The sequence below is a fragment of the Carboxylicivirga litoralis genome (genome assembly GCF_025499605.1).
Taxonomy (GTDB): Bacteria; Bacteroidota; Bacteroidia; order Bacteroidales; family Marinilabiliaceae; genus Carboxylicivirga; species Carboxylicivirga litoralis.
The window spans coordinates 125936-143569 of the sequence record NZ_JAFMVC010000001.1; the positions used below are offsets into that span (position 1 = coordinate 125936).

Annotated in this window: 15 protein-coding genes; 3 read left to right on the plus strand and 12 right to left on the minus strand. The window is 40.2% G+C overall.

Annotated elements, in window-relative coordinates:
• Nucleotides 1-58 precede the first annotated feature (58 nt).
• The 5 genes from rpsU to tamL all read right to left on the minus strand — a co-directional run bounded on the left by rpsU (nucleotide 59) and on the right by tamL (nucleotide 6541).
• Nucleotides 59-250 carry a 30S ribosomal protein S21 gene (gene rpsU / locus J1N10_RS00555; RefSeq protein WP_212228489.1) on the minus strand — a complete coding sequence of 64 codons (192 nt, stop codon included), beginning with the start codon at nucleotides 248-250 and terminating at the stop codon, nucleotides 59-61.
• Between the two features lie 154 nt (nucleotides 251-404).
• A complete protein-coding gene (locus J1N10_RS00560) occupies nucleotides 405-1322 on the minus strand; it encodes a helix-hairpin-helix domain-containing protein (RefSeq protein ID WP_262324721.1) in 918 nt (305 codons plus the stop codon).
• 16 nt (nucleotides 1323-1338) lie between these two features.
• Nucleotides 1339-2733, minus strand: coding sequence for a sodium-dependent transporter (locus tag J1N10_RS00565; RefSeq protein WP_262324722.1), 1395 nt, complete (start codon nucleotides 2731-2733; stop codon nucleotides 1339-1341).
• Between the two features lie 104 nt (nucleotides 2734-2837).
• Nucleotides 2838-3914, minus strand: a complete 1077-nt coding sequence (gene fbaA / locus J1N10_RS00570; RefSeq protein ID WP_262324723.1) for a class II fructose-bisphosphate aldolase — start codon at nucleotides 3912-3914, stop codon at nucleotides 2838-2840.
• Between the two features lie 311 nt (nucleotides 3915-4225).
• Nucleotides 4226-6541: a translocation and assembly module lipoprotein TamL gene (tamL, locus tag J1N10_RS00575; protein WP_262324724.1), complete on the minus strand. Its 2316-nt coding sequence runs from the start codon at nucleotides 6539-6541 to the stop codon at nucleotides 4226-4228.
• A gap of 133 nt (nucleotides 6542-6674) precedes the next feature.
• Here tamL and J1N10_RS00580 point away from each other — a divergent pair, with 133 nt between their 5' ends.
• Entirely contained in the window at nucleotides 6675-7442 is a 768-nt protein-coding gene (locus J1N10_RS00580; protein ID WP_410053428.1) for a TrmH family RNA methyltransferase, read from the plus strand.
• A 3-nt stretch (nucleotides 7443-7445) separates the two neighbouring features.
• On the opposite strand, the gene J1N10_RS00585 is transcribed toward J1N10_RS00580, so the two are convergent.
• From J1N10_RS00585 to purL, 5 genes are all read right to left on the minus strand, one after another.
• Complete coding sequence (locus tag J1N10_RS00585; protein ID WP_262324726.1) at nucleotides 7446-9035, minus strand: NAD(P)/FAD-dependent oxidoreductase; 1590 nt, start codon at nucleotides 9033-9035, stop codon at nucleotides 7446-7448.
• Between the two features lie 64 nt (nucleotides 9036-9099).
• On the minus strand, nucleotides 9100-9819 hold the full coding sequence (gene porT, locus J1N10_RS00590; protein WP_262324727.1) for a type IX secretion/gliding motility protein PorT/SprT: 720 nt from the start codon (nucleotides 9817-9819) through the stop codon (nucleotides 9100-9102).
• A 43-nt stretch (nucleotides 9820-9862) separates the two neighbouring features.
• Nucleotides 9863-10591 carry a bifunctional demethylmenaquinone methyltransferase/2-methoxy-6-polyprenyl-1,4-benzoquinol methylase UbiE gene (ubiE, locus tag J1N10_RS00595; protein ID WP_262324728.1) on the minus strand — a complete coding sequence of 243 codons (729 nt, stop codon included), beginning with the start codon at nucleotides 10589-10591 and terminating at the stop codon, nucleotides 9863-9865.
• Nucleotides 10592-10696: 105 nt separating this feature from the next.
• A complete protein-coding gene (locus J1N10_RS00600; protein ID WP_262324729.1) occupies nucleotides 10697-11215 on the minus strand; it encodes a TlpA family protein disulfide reductase in 519 nt (172 codons plus the stop codon).
• Nucleotides 11216-11234: 19 nt separating this feature from the next.
• Entirely contained in the window at nucleotides 11235-13460 is a 2226-nt protein-coding gene (gene purL / locus J1N10_RS00605; protein ID WP_262324730.1) for a phosphoribosylformylglycinamidine synthase subunit PurL, read from the minus strand.
• A gap of 211 nt (nucleotides 13461-13671) precedes the next feature.
• Between purL and J1N10_RS00610 the strand changes: the two genes are divergently transcribed.
• Both J1N10_RS00610 and J1N10_RS00615 read left to right on the plus strand, forming a co-directional pair.
• Complete coding sequence (locus J1N10_RS00610) at nucleotides 13672-14430, plus strand: SDR family oxidoreductase (RefSeq protein WP_262324731.1); 759 nt, start codon at nucleotides 13672-13674, stop codon at nucleotides 14428-14430.
• A complete protein-coding gene (locus J1N10_RS00615) occupies nucleotides 14431-15504 on the plus strand; it encodes an Ldh family oxidoreductase (RefSeq protein ID WP_262324732.1) in 1074 nt (357 codons plus the stop codon). It begins immediately after the preceding gene.
• Here the strand turns inward: J1N10_RS00615 and J1N10_RS00620 are convergent.
• On the minus strand, nucleotides 15501-16739 hold the full coding sequence (locus J1N10_RS00620) for a serpin family protein (RefSeq protein WP_262324733.1): 1239 nt from the start codon (nucleotides 16737-16739) through the stop codon (nucleotides 15501-15503). The two genes, J1N10_RS00615 and J1N10_RS00620, sit on opposite strands and share 4 nt — an antisense overlap.
• A gap of 105 nt (nucleotides 16740-16844) precedes the next feature.
• Nucleotides 16845-17585, minus strand: a complete 741-nt coding sequence (locus J1N10_RS00625; RefSeq protein ID WP_262324734.1) for an NADPH-dependent oxidoreductase — start codon at nucleotides 17583-17585, stop codon at nucleotides 16845-16847.
• Nucleotides 17586-17634 lie beyond the last annotated feature (49 nt).

Genomic DNA, 17634 nt, shown 5'->3' on the forward strand with positions numbered 1-17634 from the left:
TTTATGCTGTAAACGAATATACGAAAAAAGCAGTAAACAGACGCCCTCCGCGAGCAATTTATTCAGACTCGCGCTGCAATTGCTCGATATATATAGCTTTCTTTACTTGCTCTCTTCTTACTACAGAAGGTTTAGTAAATGCCTGACGAGACCTTAACTCACGCATAGCACCTGTCTTCTCGAATTTTCTTTTAAATTTCTTTAAGGCTCTCTCAATGTTCTCGCCTTCTTTAATAGGAATTACTATCATAACGCTTACTTTTTATTTGAACCGCAAAATTAGTCATTAAACCGCAAAAATTCAACATTTTGAAGCTTACCAAAGCAGCTCCCTCGAAATTTTGCAGGTGCAAAGAAAATGAAGTTTACCGACTACAACAAATTTTTAGCCATACTTTTTTCAATTAATTCTCTCCACTCGCTTCTTTTCCAACCACAAAATAGCGTTTAAGCTTGCTTGTATCGGCTTTCTGAAAACAATCTGACTCCCTAAACTGCATAATAGAAATCAACTGCTCCGCCTTACGTGCTTCATATATTTCCTTTGCCATATAAAAATCTAAATAGGGATGATTCTTCATTTGTCGCAGACTAGCTGTCGAAATATCCATTGGCTCCATAGCTGTTTCATCTACTTCCAAATAAGGTAAGTTATAATCGATCACCTCTTGCGAAAGACCATAAACCTCAGTTAATTGTTGAATCGAATAGTATCCTCCTATCTTCTTGCGGTAGGCCACAATTCGTCTCGATAGTACAGGACCAATGCCCTTTAACAGCGCAAACATAGCAGTATCAGCAGTATTAATCTCGAGCTGTAGATCTACCCTATCTGACACCTCCTCATTTTCATCAACTCTATTTATCTGAACCTTATTAAAAGAGCCCCTGGAAGATGCATACTCATATTTCTTCTTTGGCTTTTGTTGCTTAATATCCAGTGCAATATAACCCTTTAGTTTATCAAACAACATTGAGTCTATTCCATAAATTTGCTTCAACTTATCCGGCGACTTAATGACTCCACCAGCTTCGCGATACTTTAACAGATTGACAATGGCCAAATTGGAAAACCCGAGCATCTGCAGGCGCTTAACACTTTCAGTATTGGGATTAAAGCGAAAGACCGTATCTTTCTTTGATTTAATGACATTTTCAGACAATCGTACACTTTCGACCCAATTGAGCAACTGTTTATCTATTTCTTTTTCAGCAACAGGGCGTTTCTTGAAAATCACACCAACAACAATAAACAAAATGACAACCAGACCAATAAAACCTAATTGCTCTCTTCGGGAGAGAGATAACCAATCGCGCCACATAAGCCGTAAGTTTTAATTAACCTAGCAAACCAACCGAATAAAGAAAAACGAGTGCAATCGCAAATGGGGCTATAAATCGAATGATAAAATATAAAGTATCGAACAGCTTGAGTTTAAAAGTGCCTTCATTGGATAATTCTCCATAGAAATCACTTCGTTTAATGGCCCAACCTGCAAACAAAGCGATTAAAAAGCCACCAAGAGGCAACATTACATTGGAGGACAAATATTCCATCGCACCAAAAATATCCCGTCCAAATATTTTCACATCGCTTAACACATTATTCGACAATGAACAGAACACACCTAAAGTGGTAATTAAGATGGTAGTGATTATGGTTGCTTTCACCCTGTTTACCTTCAATTCTTCTGCAAAATAAGCCACAGCAACTTCCAATAAAGAAATACTGGATGTTAAAGCTGCTACTGCCAACAGCAGGAAGAATGCCAAGGTCCAGAAATAACCTCCAACCATTTTTTGAAATATACTTGGTAATACGGTAAAAACCAGTCCAGGTCCTTCAGTTGGTGCCACATTAAAGTAAAAAACTGCAGGAAATATAGCAATCCCAGCCAATAAAGCAATTAGGGTATCCAGAAATGCAACCTGAATAGCTGTCCTATTCAAGTTATTATCCTTACGAATATATGACCCATAAGTAATAATCGTTCCCATGCCCAGGCTTAAAGAAAAGAAAGCCTGACCTAAAGCATCAAGAATGACATCAATATTAACTTTGGAAAAATCTGGCTGAAACAAGAACTTCAATCCATCAAATGAACGACCAATTACCTCACCAGACGCCGATTCGTTAGTTCCAAGCGTTAAAGAACGCACCCCCATCACAATAATGATAACTAACAATACCGGCATCAGTACTTTTGTAAGCTTTTCAATACCATTTTTGATTCCTCCGATGACCACAATTGCAGTCAGTATCATAAACAACACTTGCCACACAATGGGGCGGATGGGATTACTCAAAAAAGTATTAAACCCTTCAGATAATTCAGATGGCGACATCCCTTTAAATGAGTTTATCACAGCCTGATAAATATATTCCAATGTCCACCCTGCTACCACTCCATAAAAGGCCAATATCATAAAAGCAGCGGCTACTCCCATAACGCCTGTAAAATACCATGGACGATTCGGAGTTAGTTTCTTAAAAGCTCTCACTGCATTGGCATTGGTTCGACGACCAATAACAAATTCCGAAATCATAATGGGTAAACCAATTGTGATGATAAAGAAGAAATAGAAAACCAGGAAAGCTCCACCACCATTTTGCCCAACTTCATAAGGGAATTTCCAGATATTGCCCAAGCCGACAGCCGAACCTGCTGCCGCAGCAATAACTCCAAATTTACTCGTAAAACTATCTCTTGACGATGGTGATGTAGGACGCATAATGATGTGTTAGATTATCTATTCGATATAGTGAAGCACCAAAATAAAAAAAAAGAGGCACAATGTATAACATTGCGCCTCTTTGTTTATGTATTATCGGTATATTATAAACGATCGATGCAGTTAAGATCTTCGAAGGCTACTTTTAAACGGTCCACCAAAGTCTCTTGTCCTTTGCGTAACCAAACGCGAGGATCATAGTACTTTTTGTTTGGCTTGTCGTCACCCTCTGGGTTACCAATCTGAGCTTGTAAGTAATCGCGGTTAGCCGCTTCAAACTGACGGATACCATCCCAAGTTGCCCACTGTGTATCAGTATCGATATTCATTTTGATTACACCGTAACCAATGGCTTCACGGATTTCTTCTAAAGTAGAACCAGAACCACCGTGGAATACAAAGTTAACAGGCTTCTCTGCTGTATTGTGTTTTTCCTGAATGTACTTCTGAGATGCATCAAGGATAGAAGGCTTCAAAACAACGTTACCTGGCTTATATACACCGTGTACGTTACCAAATGAAGCAGCAATAGTGAAGTTAGGAGATACCTCCAACAACTGCTCGTAAGCATAGCTTACTTCTTCTGGCTGAGTATATAACAACGCATTATCAACATCTGAGTTATCAACACCATCTTCTTCACCACCAGTAATACCTAACTCAATTTCCAAAGTCATACCCATTTTGCTCATGCGAGCTAAGTATTCTTTACAAATAGCGATATTTTCTTCCAATGGCTCTTCTGATAAGTCAAGCATGTGCGAGCTGAACAATGGCTTACCCGTTTCAGCAAAGTGCTTTTCACTGGCGTCTAATAATCCGTCAATCCAAGGCAATAATTTTTTTGCAGCATGGTCAGTGTGAAGCACGACAGGTACACCATAAGCCTCTGCCAAAGTGTGCACGTGCTTAGCAGCTGAAATAGCTCCTAATACCTGAGCTTGCTGACCATCTAATTTTAAACCTTTTCCTGCGTAGAAAGCAGCTCCACCATTTGAAAGCTGAATCATAACCGGAGAGTTAACTGCCTTTGCAGCCTCAAGAATACCATTAATTGAATCTGTTCCAACAACATTAACAGCAGGCATTGCAAAACCTTCTTCTTTTGCTACTGCTAAAAGTTTACCTAAGTCATCACCAGTAACAACACCAGGCTTTACAACATCTAATACTCGCTTCATAGCTTTTAATTTATAGTTCGAAATAATAATTTTCTCAAAAACTCTACGAAATTAGTGAAAATCATTTAAAAATGATTACACTTTTTTAGCCACCAAGCTCCTATTGCTTACACTTAATTTTAATTTAGTATTTCAAATCAAAAGCAAAAAGCATGATATTTATCACTTATTAGCTTGTTGGTCAATACATTTCACAACACTTCATAAACTCTTCATTGATTAAAAGCACAAAACCAGAAGTCAAAAAACAGGCTGCTGAATAATCGTTTTTTTGTGATCTTAAAAGAAGTTTAACGATTATTTACAATCGCTTAGAACGGATATCCGATAGCAAAATTAAATGTGATATCATCCCAGGTCGTTGGTTTAACACCTAAAACCCAACGCTGCCCCTCGGGCAATATTGGATCGCGCGCCTTAACACCCATATCCAGTCTGAAAACAAAGTAGTTAAAGTCAAGACGGGCACCAGTTCCAACTCCAATAGCTACTTGTTTATAGAAAGTATCAAAATTAAACAAGCCCTTATTATCTATCTCTTCATCACCCGTTGGACGGATTGTCCAGATATTACCAGCATCGATAAAGAAAGCGCCTTCAAGCAACCAAAATAGCTTAAAACGATACTCAGCATTGGCCTCTAATTTAATATCGGCTGTCTGATTATAATAATCCAACTGCGTTTCTTCATACGAGCCAGGTCCTAAACCTCGAACCGGCCATGCCCTAAGACTGTTAGCACCACCAGAAAAATAGCGTTTTTCAAAAGGCAATACAGTTAAGTTTCCATAGGGATAACCAGCCCCCATAAAAAGACGATAGGCAAACGAATTAATTTTATTGACTTTAAGATGGTAACGCCAATCAATATCAGCCTTTACATATTGAGCATAACGAATACCAAACACCTCGTTATAATCTTTGCCCTGATTGCTCTTAATCAAGGAGCTCACCCCATCTAATATATTACCCGCCAATTGCAGATTAGCCTGAAAATATTGATAATTCTTACTACCTGCCAATGATTGTTCATTATATATAAAAGTATAAGAAGTACTACTGATCAAATGATCCTGATAACTATACTTTAGGAATGTTGGTTCTATCTGAGCTTGAAAATCCGGATCGATGTAGGGCACATTAATGACACTAAAATCAATAGGCGAGAGATAATGAGTTACCAACGGTGTCGCCTTCCAGGTATAACCCAGTCGACTATTGGCAATTGTACGGGTATAATCCGGGCGACGCTGATAGTTATATGAAATTGAAAAATTAGTGCGTGGATTAAACCGTTTTCTAAAGTTTTCGACCTTGAAAGGCATCAAAAACTTTGGAATTGTCAATGTTGCATCACCTCCAACCTCAAGAGTCTGAAACATTTCACCAGCGCGTGAACGTTGGTTCTCTCCAGCAAGTCTAAAGCGCATATCAAACACTTCACCCCCACGTAAAAAGTTTTTGTGCTTATAGTTAAAACTACCTGCCGCCCCCAGGTTACCCGACGAGTTAGTTCCCTCAACTTCAACCGTATAGCTTTGCAACTTAGATGATGACAGTTGAATAAAGCATTGCAACAAACCTTTACCATCCTCATCAAATTCCCCTTCTAATTCTCTAAAACGAATGTTAACAAAACGAAACAGTTGCAATTCAGCCAAAAGCAATTGAGTTTTCTCAACCAACTCCTGATTATAGGTATCGCCAGGAAAAATATAGTTGGAATTCATTAACACATCGGCTCTGAAATCCAGGTTCTCGCCATATAAAATTTTGCACCCTTCATACGCCAAGCTGTCGAAACTATTGAGATAAGCCGCTCCTTCTTTTAATGCTCTTTGTGGCTCATAACCAACCAAAAAGTAAACATCCTTTATTTTGTATTTATGATGATTTATGATCGAATCCTTGCGCCCAGCCATCTGAATTCTATCTTTTACTACAATCAGTGAGTCATTGACCGAGTGATTACCCAAAGCACTATCAGCCAAGAAATAAATAAACTCTTTACGAAAACCATAATAACCGTTATTTCGCATTTCCCGTGTGATACGCGAACGCTCTTTATCATGAAGATCGGCGTCGAACGGAACACCACTCTTTAACACAGCATTTATAGTATCCTTCAGAATATAGCCTTTGATTGAATCATCATCAATCCGGTAAGAAACTTTATTAACACTGTATCGTTCACCAGCGTTAATCAAGTATTTAACTTTAGCTTTCTTCTTACCAGTGATAATCATGGTATCACTCACCTCAGTATGATAATAGCCTTTATTATTCAGATACAAACGAAGTTGTTCCTTCGATTTTTGTTGTAACAGCTCATCATACAAAACCGGCTCCTCACCAATTTGCCTCAACCATTTGTTAAAACCTTTGGTAGTGTTCTTCCCCGATAAATTGTATAATCCAAGGTGAAAGCGCCAAAATCCTAAAATCTTCACATTCTCGCGCTGACGAACATAATATCGAAGCTCTTCTTTCGACAAGTCTTTTGCTTCGTTTTCAATTTCAATCTTATTGAGTAAATAAGCATCATCAGGCACGTATTTCGTGCTTCGACAGCCATAGGCCATCAAAGCCAATACCACTCCAATGAATACTTTATACTTATTCCCCATTGTAACTTTGCTGCTGTAAAACCAGAAGTTTAGGACTATGATTTCCGTTAATTTGCCATAAAGATATTTAATTAGCGCGATAAGATATAACTTTGCCCAACATAAACTTGATTCAATTTTAACACCTCACAATATGCTAAGTAAAAACAAGCAAAAATTCATTTTGTCATTAAACCGAAAAAAGATGCGCGATCAAAATGAACTCTTTGTGGCCGAAGGTCATAAACTGGTTAGTGATCTACTTAGCTCAGACATTCACCCTTCAACAATAATTGGCACCGCTCAATGGCTTGTTCAAAATGATAAACGAATACCTCACAACACTGAGGTGATAGAAGCCACCAATGAAGAAATTAAAAAGGTGAGTGCATTGAAAAGTCCACCCGAAGTTATCGGTTTATTTCATCAAAATAACAACATTCTTAATATTTCTCAACTAAGCGATAAGCTATGTCTTTTTTTGGATGAAGTACAAGATCCGGGCAACCTGGGCACCATTGTCAGGTTAGCCGATTGGTTTGGAATAAAGGACATTATCTGCTCAAAAAACTGTGCCGATATCTACAACCCCAAGACGATTCAATCGACCATGGGCGCCATTAGCCGTATCAATGTATATTACGTGGAAAATACTAGCTTTTTAGAAACCTATTCTGAGCTTGGCTTACCTATTTACGGCACTTTTTTAGATGGGGAGAACATGTACAATAAGCAACTAAGCATCAATGGATTAATCATCATGGGCAATGAAGGCAAAGGCATTAGCTCCGAGGTCGAACAGTTTATCAATCATCGATTGTACATCCCACCATTCCCGGCAGATGCACCAACATCAGAATCGTTAAATGTATCGGTTGCCACAGCAATTATTTGCGCTGAATTTAGAAGGCAAGTGAAATAAACCCTATTTCCTGTTTAGGTCGGCTATTGTTTTTCCGGTAATAAATTCCCAGGCTTTTTCAGCACAACGCTCACCATCAATAGCAGAAGAGGCTATACCTCCTGCATATCCTGCGCCTTCACCACAAGGATACAAACCTTGTACCTGGACATGCTGAAACGTCGCCCTGTCGCGCGGTATACGAACCGGCGAAGAGGTGCGGCTTTCAACACCAACAACCAGTGCCTCGTTAGTCACAAAGCCATGGGCACGCCTGTCGAAATAATCGAATCCTTTGCGCAGTCGCATACCAATATTTTCGGGTAACCAAAAATGCAAAGGTGAAGCCACCAAACCAGGCACATATGAACACTCCGGCAAATCATAAGACAACTGTCCATCAACAAAATCAGCTAAAGACTGAGCTGGCGCCACAACTCCCTGACCTCCATTAACGAAGGCCAATCGCTCTAATTCTTTCTGGTACTCCAAGCCTCCTAAAACACCTTTGTTTTGAAACTCGCCAATATCTTCAGGTTTTACCTCAACCACCATACCGGAATTAGCCCAGGGTGAATTACGCTTGGATGGCGACATACCGTTTACCACCATTTCATCAGCATCGGTCATTGCCGGCACAATAAAGCCTCCCGGACACATACAAAACGAATAAACGCCACGGTTATCCATCTGGCACGATAAACTATAGGTAGCTGCCGGTAAATAATCGCCCCGTCCTTTTGGAGAGTGGTATTGAATTTGGTCAATCAGTTCCTGCGGATGCTCAACACGCACCCCCATCGCCCATGTTTTGGCTTCCAACTCAACATTATTCTCATCCAGCATGTAATATACATCGCGTGCCGAATGACCGGTAGCCAACACGACTGCTTGCCCAAGTATTTTATCTCCCGATTCTACCTCTACACCGGTAATTCGGTTTTCGTCCAAAATCAGATTCGTAACCTTTGTATCGAAATGCACCTCACCACCTGCATCAATTATTGATTGACGCATGGCTTTAATAACCTCGGGTAGTTTATCTGTTCCAATATGCGGATGGGCATCAATCAGTATATCCTCACTGGCACCGTGAAAGTTGAATACTTCCAGTACTTTTTTGAAATCACCTCTTTTTGTACTGCGTGTATACAGCTTACCATCAGAAAACGTTCCGGCTCCTCCTTCGCCAAAGGCATAGTTCGATTCTGTATTAACCGACTCGTTGCGGTTTAACAAAGCCAGGTCTTTTTTACGTTCATTCACGCCACGCCCACGCTCCAGTACAATCGGTCGAAGCCCCAATTCAATCAATCGCAAAGCCGCAAAATAACCTCCGGGACCTGCCCCTACAATAACCACTTCGGGTTTATTGTTAACATCAGGATATTCAAACTTTACAGGTTCTAACTTTGGTGGCTTAGCATTGGCATATGCCTCAATGTGCAATTGCACCAACACCTTCTTTTGGCGGGCATCAATAGAACGTTTAACCACACGAAAATAAGTCACCTTTTCGGGGGTAACCTTCATTTTTTTGGCTACCAAACTTTTGATAATCGTATTATCAGCAGCCTCTTTAGGAGATAAACGTAAAACTATTTCGCGTTTCATTGATGCAGTGTATTATAGCCCATTCATCATGAATGAGCCTATTCAGACGCAAAAGTAATTGAATTTATTCAAAATAGAAGGTCAGACAAAAGATTCGGGAGTTGAGTTTATTTAGTGCCTCGGTATAAGCCTCATCGCCCGGTTCGCCTGTTCCGTCATGATTAAGCATATCTGCCAGACCAATCGACATCTTCGCTTCAACCGACAATCGGAAATAAGTCAGGTAAAAATCAAAGCCGGCACCAAATTCAAGATACCCATCCAAGGAATTTAACAGCAATTTATCCTGCTTATCCTTGGCTAAATCAAAACGTGTATTGAAACCTCCAACCAGATAAGGCTTGGCATTGTGCATTCGAAAAGCGTTATATTTAAGCAATAATGGAAACTCCAGGTACGTCGACTTAATTTTAAAGGTTTCCCGCTCTCCAACCATGTTACCATCCCCGTCATAGCGAATGTAGCTCATATTTCGTTGCCCAAAACTAATGCCTGGTAAAAAACGCAGATTTAAATGTTCTCGTAGTTTATAACTGGAAACAATACCGATATTCAAACCCGGTGTAAGATCTACCACATCCGCATACAAGAGTTCGCCATCAACACTAATGGGCATACCTGTATTATACACCTTAAAATCCATGGTATTAATACCAATAAGGAAACCAAAATGCAGCGGCCGCTCATCAAAGGAACGAAGATTAGGTATACGGCTTCTTTTGCCTTGTGCAAAAACGGCACTTACCTGAACCAATAGAAATATGACAATTAATAGTTTTTTCAATGGATGCGAATTGACTTTACATTATAACAGATAAAACAGCTTTTTATTGCGCCTTCTTTTCCGACAGGTAAATTGTTGCAATGCCCATTGTTTGATTATAACGCTTGACTGGTGTCATGCCAGCCTTTACCAACTCCTCATCAAAACGTTGTCCATCGGGGAAAGACAGCACGGATTCAGGCAGATAGGTATAGGCTGCTTTATCTTTCGAAATAATCCCACCCAACCAAGGCAAGATGTAACGAAAATAGAAAAGATACAATTGCTTAAACGGGAAATAAGCAGGCTTCGAAAATTCTAACACAACCATTTTTCCACCTTCTTTGAGCGTTCGGGCCATATCTGTCAAGCCCTTGTTCAGGTTTTCAAAGTTACGAACTCCAAAAGCCACCATCACTGCATCAAAGGTATTGTCCTCGAATGGCAGGTTTTCTGAATCACCTTCCTGCACCGATATGCTTTCTGTTAATTGACGCTTTTTTATTTTCTCTTCAGCTACTTTCAACATCTCTGTAGAAATATCGACACCAACCACCTTACACCCGAGACGACGCTGCGCTTCCAATGCCAGATCACCAGTTCCTGTGGCTACATCTAAAATAAGAGGTTCCTTCATCCCTTTAAAGAGGTTAATAGCTCTTTTACGCCAGATTTTATCAATGCCCATTGATAAAAAATGATTTAGAAAATCATATTTAGGAGCAATATTGTTGAACATACCAGCCACCTGTGTTTTCTTGGAGCCTTCCGATGTATATGGTTTAACTGTCATCGATATTTATTTTTCGTCAAAAATATAAAAAAGCAAGGATTTATAGCTACATAAAAAAAGAGGATGTTTGCTTTAAACACCCTCCAATTCTATCGTGTTGATTATTTACAACTGTCGTTTTAATACATCAATCATGTGCTCAAATTCCTGGTGACTATAACCAACCGAGGCATATACTATTTTCCCACCTTTGTTGATGATATAGTTACGCGGAATTGATTGCGTGGCAAACTGACTAAAAACTTTTCGTTCTTCATCGGGGCAAAAAGGTAAATCAAGCCCTTTATCCTCAGCAAACTTCTTTAACTCTTCAGGATTATGCTCACGGCCAACAACTAGAAGAACAAAATCCTCGTTGTCTTTAAATTGCTTCCATACTTCCTTTTCGAGTACCGGTAATTCCTTTACACAGGGCGGACACCAGGTAGCAAAGAAATTAATGAGAACCACTTTTCCTTTTAAATCAGCCGTTGACACTTCCCCATCGGGTGTCATCACTGTAAAGTCGGGTGCCACATCACCCACTTTTATCTTATCTGCTTCGTTGCCACTTGCCCAGGCAACCAGAACACCAGCGGTCATAACTGCAACTACAAGCAGTAAAATTCTTAATTTAGACTTCATAGATTATTTTGTGTGAATATTATTCTCCTTCAACCCAGGTTGCCAGCTTTTGTTCAAATGCATTTTTGAGTTCATCGATATAGCCATACGACTCATCGTCGATTCTGATTTCTCCTTTGGTTACATGTCCTAATATTGAAAACGGCACATTGGTGCTCATCATAAAGTCAACGAAATCATCCTGTTTTTCTGGCGATACAGAAACCACAACCCGGCTTTGAGATTCACCAAATAAGAAAGCCTCTTTTCTGATTTCAGCATCGGATGTAATATCAAAACCAAATTCCAAAGGTATACCCGACTCTAACAAGCTAAAGAACAACCCTCCATTGGACACATCGTGTACAGAACGCACCAGCCCCTTTCGAATCATTTCAGACACTGAACTTTGTAGCTCTTTTTCTTCTTCGGCATCGTAATTGGGCGCTGCCGACTTTTTAATATTTAAGATACTACTGGCATATTCCGACGAGTTAACATCATTGCGTGATTGACCAACCAGGAATATCATGTCACCTTTATGACGGAAAGATAAGGTGCTATGATGCTTTTTATCATCAACTACGCCAACCATACCAATAACCGGAGTTGGTGTAATTGCCTTTAATTGTCCATTCTCTGAACGCTGATTATAGAAGCTCACATTGCCACTTACCACCGGTACATTATAATCATTACAAGCTTTACTAATGCCTTTTACGGAATCAACAAATGTGCGATACACTTTTGGATCATATGGATTGCCGTAATTGAGACAATCTGATAAAGCAATTGGCTTACCACCTGCACAAATTATATTACGGGCAGCTTCTGCAACAGCTATCTGTGCCCCAACGTAAGCATCCGATTTCATATAACGCGAGTTACAATCCATGGTGGCCACTAATGTCTTATCAGAACCTTCGATGCGGATAAACGAAGCATCTGCTGGATAATCACCACTATCACCCTTAGAGTGAGATGGTTTACTAAATTTATTTGTCAGCCAGCTTTTGGATGTCACATTTAGGTTCGACAACATCTTACGAACTACATCAGGATAATAATCCGGCTCATCGTAGATATCCAGGTTAATCTCAGGTGATTTTATCGGTTCTTGTTCAAACTCGCGCTCATATTCCGGAGCTGAATCACCCAACATGGCTATATCAACCGGCACCTCAGCCACTATATAGTTTTTATCAGAACAAGCTACCTTATTGTCATCTGTTACTTTACCAATAACTGCCATCGCCACTTCCAAACGCTCAACCACCTCTTTTACTGCAGGAAGATCTTCTGGTGAAATACACAACAATACGCGTCCCCAGGTCTGTGAGAGCAATAAATCTTTTACTTCTAAGTCATTCTGTCGACGAGGTATCTGATCTACATCCAGGTGTATACCTGACTTTCCTCGATTAGCCATATCTATTGCAGCACCAACAACTCCCTGCGTACCTATTGACTGAGCTCCAACAACATTAACTCTTTCAGCTATTTGATGAATAGCTTCTTGTAGTTCCTTTTCAATCGAAACATCCATCATCTGGTCGATTGAAACAGGTGGGGTATCAATTTCAGCTAATATATCCGTTTCAAACACATCGGTATCAACGCCATCTTTTCCTGTGCGAGCTCCAATTATCAATATCAGGTTATCTTTTCCTTCTGCTTTACCTAACAACAACTTATCTTTAGGTACAAGGCCAATGGCCATATTGTTAATAATTGGTGTTGTGTTGTATCCACGTGAGAAAAAGGTTTCACCTCCTACTATTGGCACCTCGGCACCGCGTTCGTATTCACATATTCCTTCGGCAACCTCTTCAAATAACCAACGAGCTGTATCGCGTTTTCCATCTCCAAATCGTAACGAACTTAAAAAAGCAGCCGGCTTTGCCCCCATCGAGAAAATATCGCGTACAACTACCCGCAGGCCTGTAAGAGCACCAAGACGTGGCTGTATGGCACAGGGGCTATTGTGCGATTCAACTTTAAAAACACAGGCATTGCCATCACCCAAATCAACAACGCCGGCATTTTCATCACCTGCTTCAACCAGCACTCCTTTGCCTTTGGTAGGTAAAGTCCTTAACCACTTTATGGAGTTTTTATAACTGGCATGCTCCGACCACAGTCGCGAAAACAGTTTTAGTTCCAATGAATTCGGATGGCGACCAAGTAAAACTTTAATCTTTTCAAATTCTTCAGAAGTTAACTCTAACTTCTCAGCTTCTTCTATTGTAGGTATTGTTTCACTCATAGCTCAGCATTTTAGAATTGTCCTTTCTTACAGAAACAATTTAATATACATTTGTAAGGTTTCAGGCTAAGGAGATATTCATGTTGAAAGTATAAAAAATAACTCAAACGCCAAACGGAAAAAAGCTTTTAAACGTAACACTTGAGAAACGTCAGGAAAATTTACGCGAACTCTTGATTTTAATTGAGGAACGAAATAAAAACACATATCTATGAATAAAATAGCCATGGTTACCGGAGCCACTTCCGGCATTGGTAAAGCGACTGCTCTTAAACTTGCTCAAAACGGTTTTAACCTGATTATTACCGGTAGACGCAACGACAGACTGGAGGAATTAAAAAGTGAATTAGAAAGTAAAAACACCAGCATCTTCTCTCTTTGTTTTGATATCAGAAACACATTAGAAATTGACAAAGCAGTAGCCTCCCTACCTACCGAATGGAAAAGTATTGACGTGCTTGTTAACAATGCAGGATTAGCGGCTGGTGCTGACCCAATTCATGATGGTTTGTGGAGTGATTGGGAACAAATGATTGACACTAACATCAAAGGTTTATTGTACCTATCGAAGCAGATTATCCCTGGTATGATGGAGCGTAAAAAAGGCCACATTATTAATGTATCCTCCATTGCCGGCAAAGAAACCTATGCCAATGGCAATGTTTATTGTGCAACCAAGCATGCAGTTGAAGCCATTACCAAAGGTATGCGCATCGACTTATTGCCTTATAACATTAAAGTTTCTTCAGTATCACCGGGCATGGTGGAGACTGAATTCTCCATTGTGCGCTACCATGGCGATACAGACAAAGCTGATAATGTTTACAAAGGACTAACGCCGCTTTATGCTGATGACATTGCCGATGCCATCGAGTACATGGTAACACGCCCACCGCATGTCAATATTAACGACATGTTGATAATGCCAACTGCACAGGCCAGTGCTGTTTACAATCACAGAGAAGAGTAAATGATATATTCAGCTGAACAGCTTAAAACATTTGTAAAAAATGCATTTTTAGCAGCCGGAGCCAGTGAAGAACATGCTTTACTGGCCTCGGAAGCATTGCTTGCTGCCGACCTGCGCGGTGTGGATTCTCATGGAGTAGCACGGCTATCCGGTTACATCCGGCTATGGCAGCAACAACGCCTTAATATGCAGCCTAACATTCAGCTTGAACACGAAACACCAAGTACAGCAGTTGTCAATGGAGACCTGGGAGCCGGACTCATTGTTGCACAACGTGCCATGGACATTGCCATTGAAAAAGCCAACAATGTAGGAACCGGCTGGGTAGCGGTTAAAAACTCCAACCATTTTGGCATTGCCGGTTATCATGCTATGAAAGCACTAAAGCATGATATGATTGGCATTAGCATGACCAATGCCAGCGCATTGGTGGCTCCCACTTTCTCCAAAGACCGAATGCTGGGAACTAATCCTATTGCTGTAGCCATTCCTGCCGGCAAAGAACCACCTTTTGTGATGGATATGGCCACTACTCCTGCCGCCAATGGCAAGTTGGAAGTAAACGAACGACTCAATAAAGACATACCGAAGGGCTGGGCACAAACCAAAGAAGGCCACTCAACAACGGATAACTGCGCATTGAAAAATGGTGGCGCCATGCTACCCTTGGGTTCCGATCGCGAACATGGCTCGCACAAAGGGTATTGCCTTGGAGCATGGGTCGATATTTTTTCGGCCGTTCTATCTGGTGCTAATTATGGACCATGGGTGCCTCCCTTTGTATCGTTTCTATCACCACCTCCTAACCCGGTTGGCGAAGGTATTGGCCATTTTGTTGGTGCTATGCGCATTGACGCCTTCAGGCCTGCTGACGAATTTAAAGCACACATGGATAACTGGATTCAGGCTTTTAGAAAGGCAAAAAGTGTGGAAGGTCAACCAGTAGTGCAAATACCCGGTGACCAGGAACGCTTGATTGAAGAAGAAAGGATGAGGCAGGGTATCTGTATTCATTCGAGCGTTGAAGAAGATATGGCTGAAATTGCCCAACTTCTCAATATAAACCGACCTTAAACCTCGGGCTGATATACCTGCCCTAAAAATAGAATCGCACCCGTATCTTTTTCGCGAATGACAAATAAAAATGGGCGATCAACATTGAATACCATTGGTGAACCGCCCTGCCCAATTGTTGTATACACAACCTCAACGCTTGTTACTGCTGCCGCTTCAGTACCTTCTTCATTGACCTCAACAAAGGTCTTATGTTTTACCTTGTCAATTTTTAATTCTGGCATTCCATCCGCATTCATTCGGCTAAAATCAGCTCCATCACTAAAAGCACTTGTCATTCCCAAATCTATAAGGGGCTTATTAAGCTTCAAATTATTTTTAAATGTGAACTTTGGTAAGAACAAAGACATTCCTTTTATTTCCAGCTGATTTACAACTTCGCCCCACGCTTCATCATCTAATTGTGCTATAAAATCAGGCAAAGAACTTCCCTCATTGGGCAAAGCAATAATCATTTCAAAATGAGCATTACCATAGGGAATTGACACATACCGACATGCAGCATCTTCATAGTATGCTAAATCAGCTTCCACATGCATTGTTGGCACATCAACACTTGAATTATTAATCAAATTAAAAGCTCTATCCTGTGTTTCATCTTTATCGAACTGATAAGTCCATTTCCCTTTAAAGTAAACAGCATTAATCAGAAACATAACATGACCTGGCGTTATATCGTCAACAATTTTGGAAATACACCCTTTGGTTTTATCATCAACCCAGTTATTGATGGTTGTCTTACTTTCTTCTTTTTTTGAAAAATCAAGTCCCTCCACTTCAGCATCGTAATAGTTTTTATTGAGTGCTAAAAAATCACTGGCTATTGGATAACCTTCTCGATACCAGATTGAATTAGCAATGCCTAAGTCTATTTTACTATCAGCTGCAATAAGTGCTTCTCTAATAGTTTGATTGGCTTGATTGATTGTTTCGGCATCTTCATCAGGCAGGCACAACACCGAAGTCATCTCGTCAAAAGTGGTATTTGAGGCTCCATTCCAAGTCATGTCCAATGCTTGCGAAATACTAAAGGGCGAAATCATCAGGTTCTCTGGTTTCTCTTCTGCGAGTTCGGTAAATAAATTAAAGCCAAACTGATTGGATGCTTCAATGGTTTGTTGAGCTTTTAAATTCAATTCAATCGGACGATATTGATTGGATGGTTCATCCCCGGAAGAACAGCTAGCAATTCCAATTAAAAGAATTATGGAAAGAAGTTTGGCTATCATTTTCATAGAACTTTGATTTACATACCTATAGAAGAGAAATACAATCAATGGTTGCGTATAAAAACAAAAAAGTGAGCCTAAACTCACTTTCGAACAGACAGTAATTTTCTATTACATAAATCCCTGATTCTTCAACACCTCCAACAGCACTTTGCTAAAGTGCTCATTATCGGCTTTTTTATAACGTACATCGGTAAACACTTGCGCCAATGATTCTTTATTATTTTCTGCTACAAAGGCTTTGTTTTCTTCCAACTCCTCTTTATCTGCATATAGTTCATTTATAAGAGCCTCTGAATAATCCTTATAAGTTTCGTGGTGAACAACAGCTTCCAATGGCAAGCGATCTACTTGTTTTGGTTCTTCTGCAGGATAGCCAAGCGTAACCGTAGTGATTGGCACAACACCTTTGGGTAAACCTAAAATATCGACGATTTTATCGGCTAAATAAGTAGTGGTCCCCAGATAACAGATACCCAAACCCTTAGCTTCAGCCGCCACACAAACATTTTGAGCCACTAACAGAGCATCGATAGCAGCCGTTACAAACGACAAAAAGTTATCGTAGCCAGGCTCTGCATTATTTTGCTTGCACCAAAGGTTAAAACGATTAAAATCGGCACAAAACGTTAAAGTAACAGGTGCTTTCGTTACCATTGGCTGATTAAAATGACAAGGCGCCAGCTTTTCTTTCATTGCTTCATCCTGTGTTACAACAATGCTGTAAACCTGCATATTGCCGGTTGTTGAGGCGCGCACACCTGCTTCCAAAATTTCATTCAGAAGGCTTTCTTCAATTTTCTGATTGGTGTATTGACGTATGGTTCGGTGATTTTTAAGAATATCTATCATTGCGTGGATTATTTTAATTGAGCACCAAATGTAAAAAATTAATCAGAAC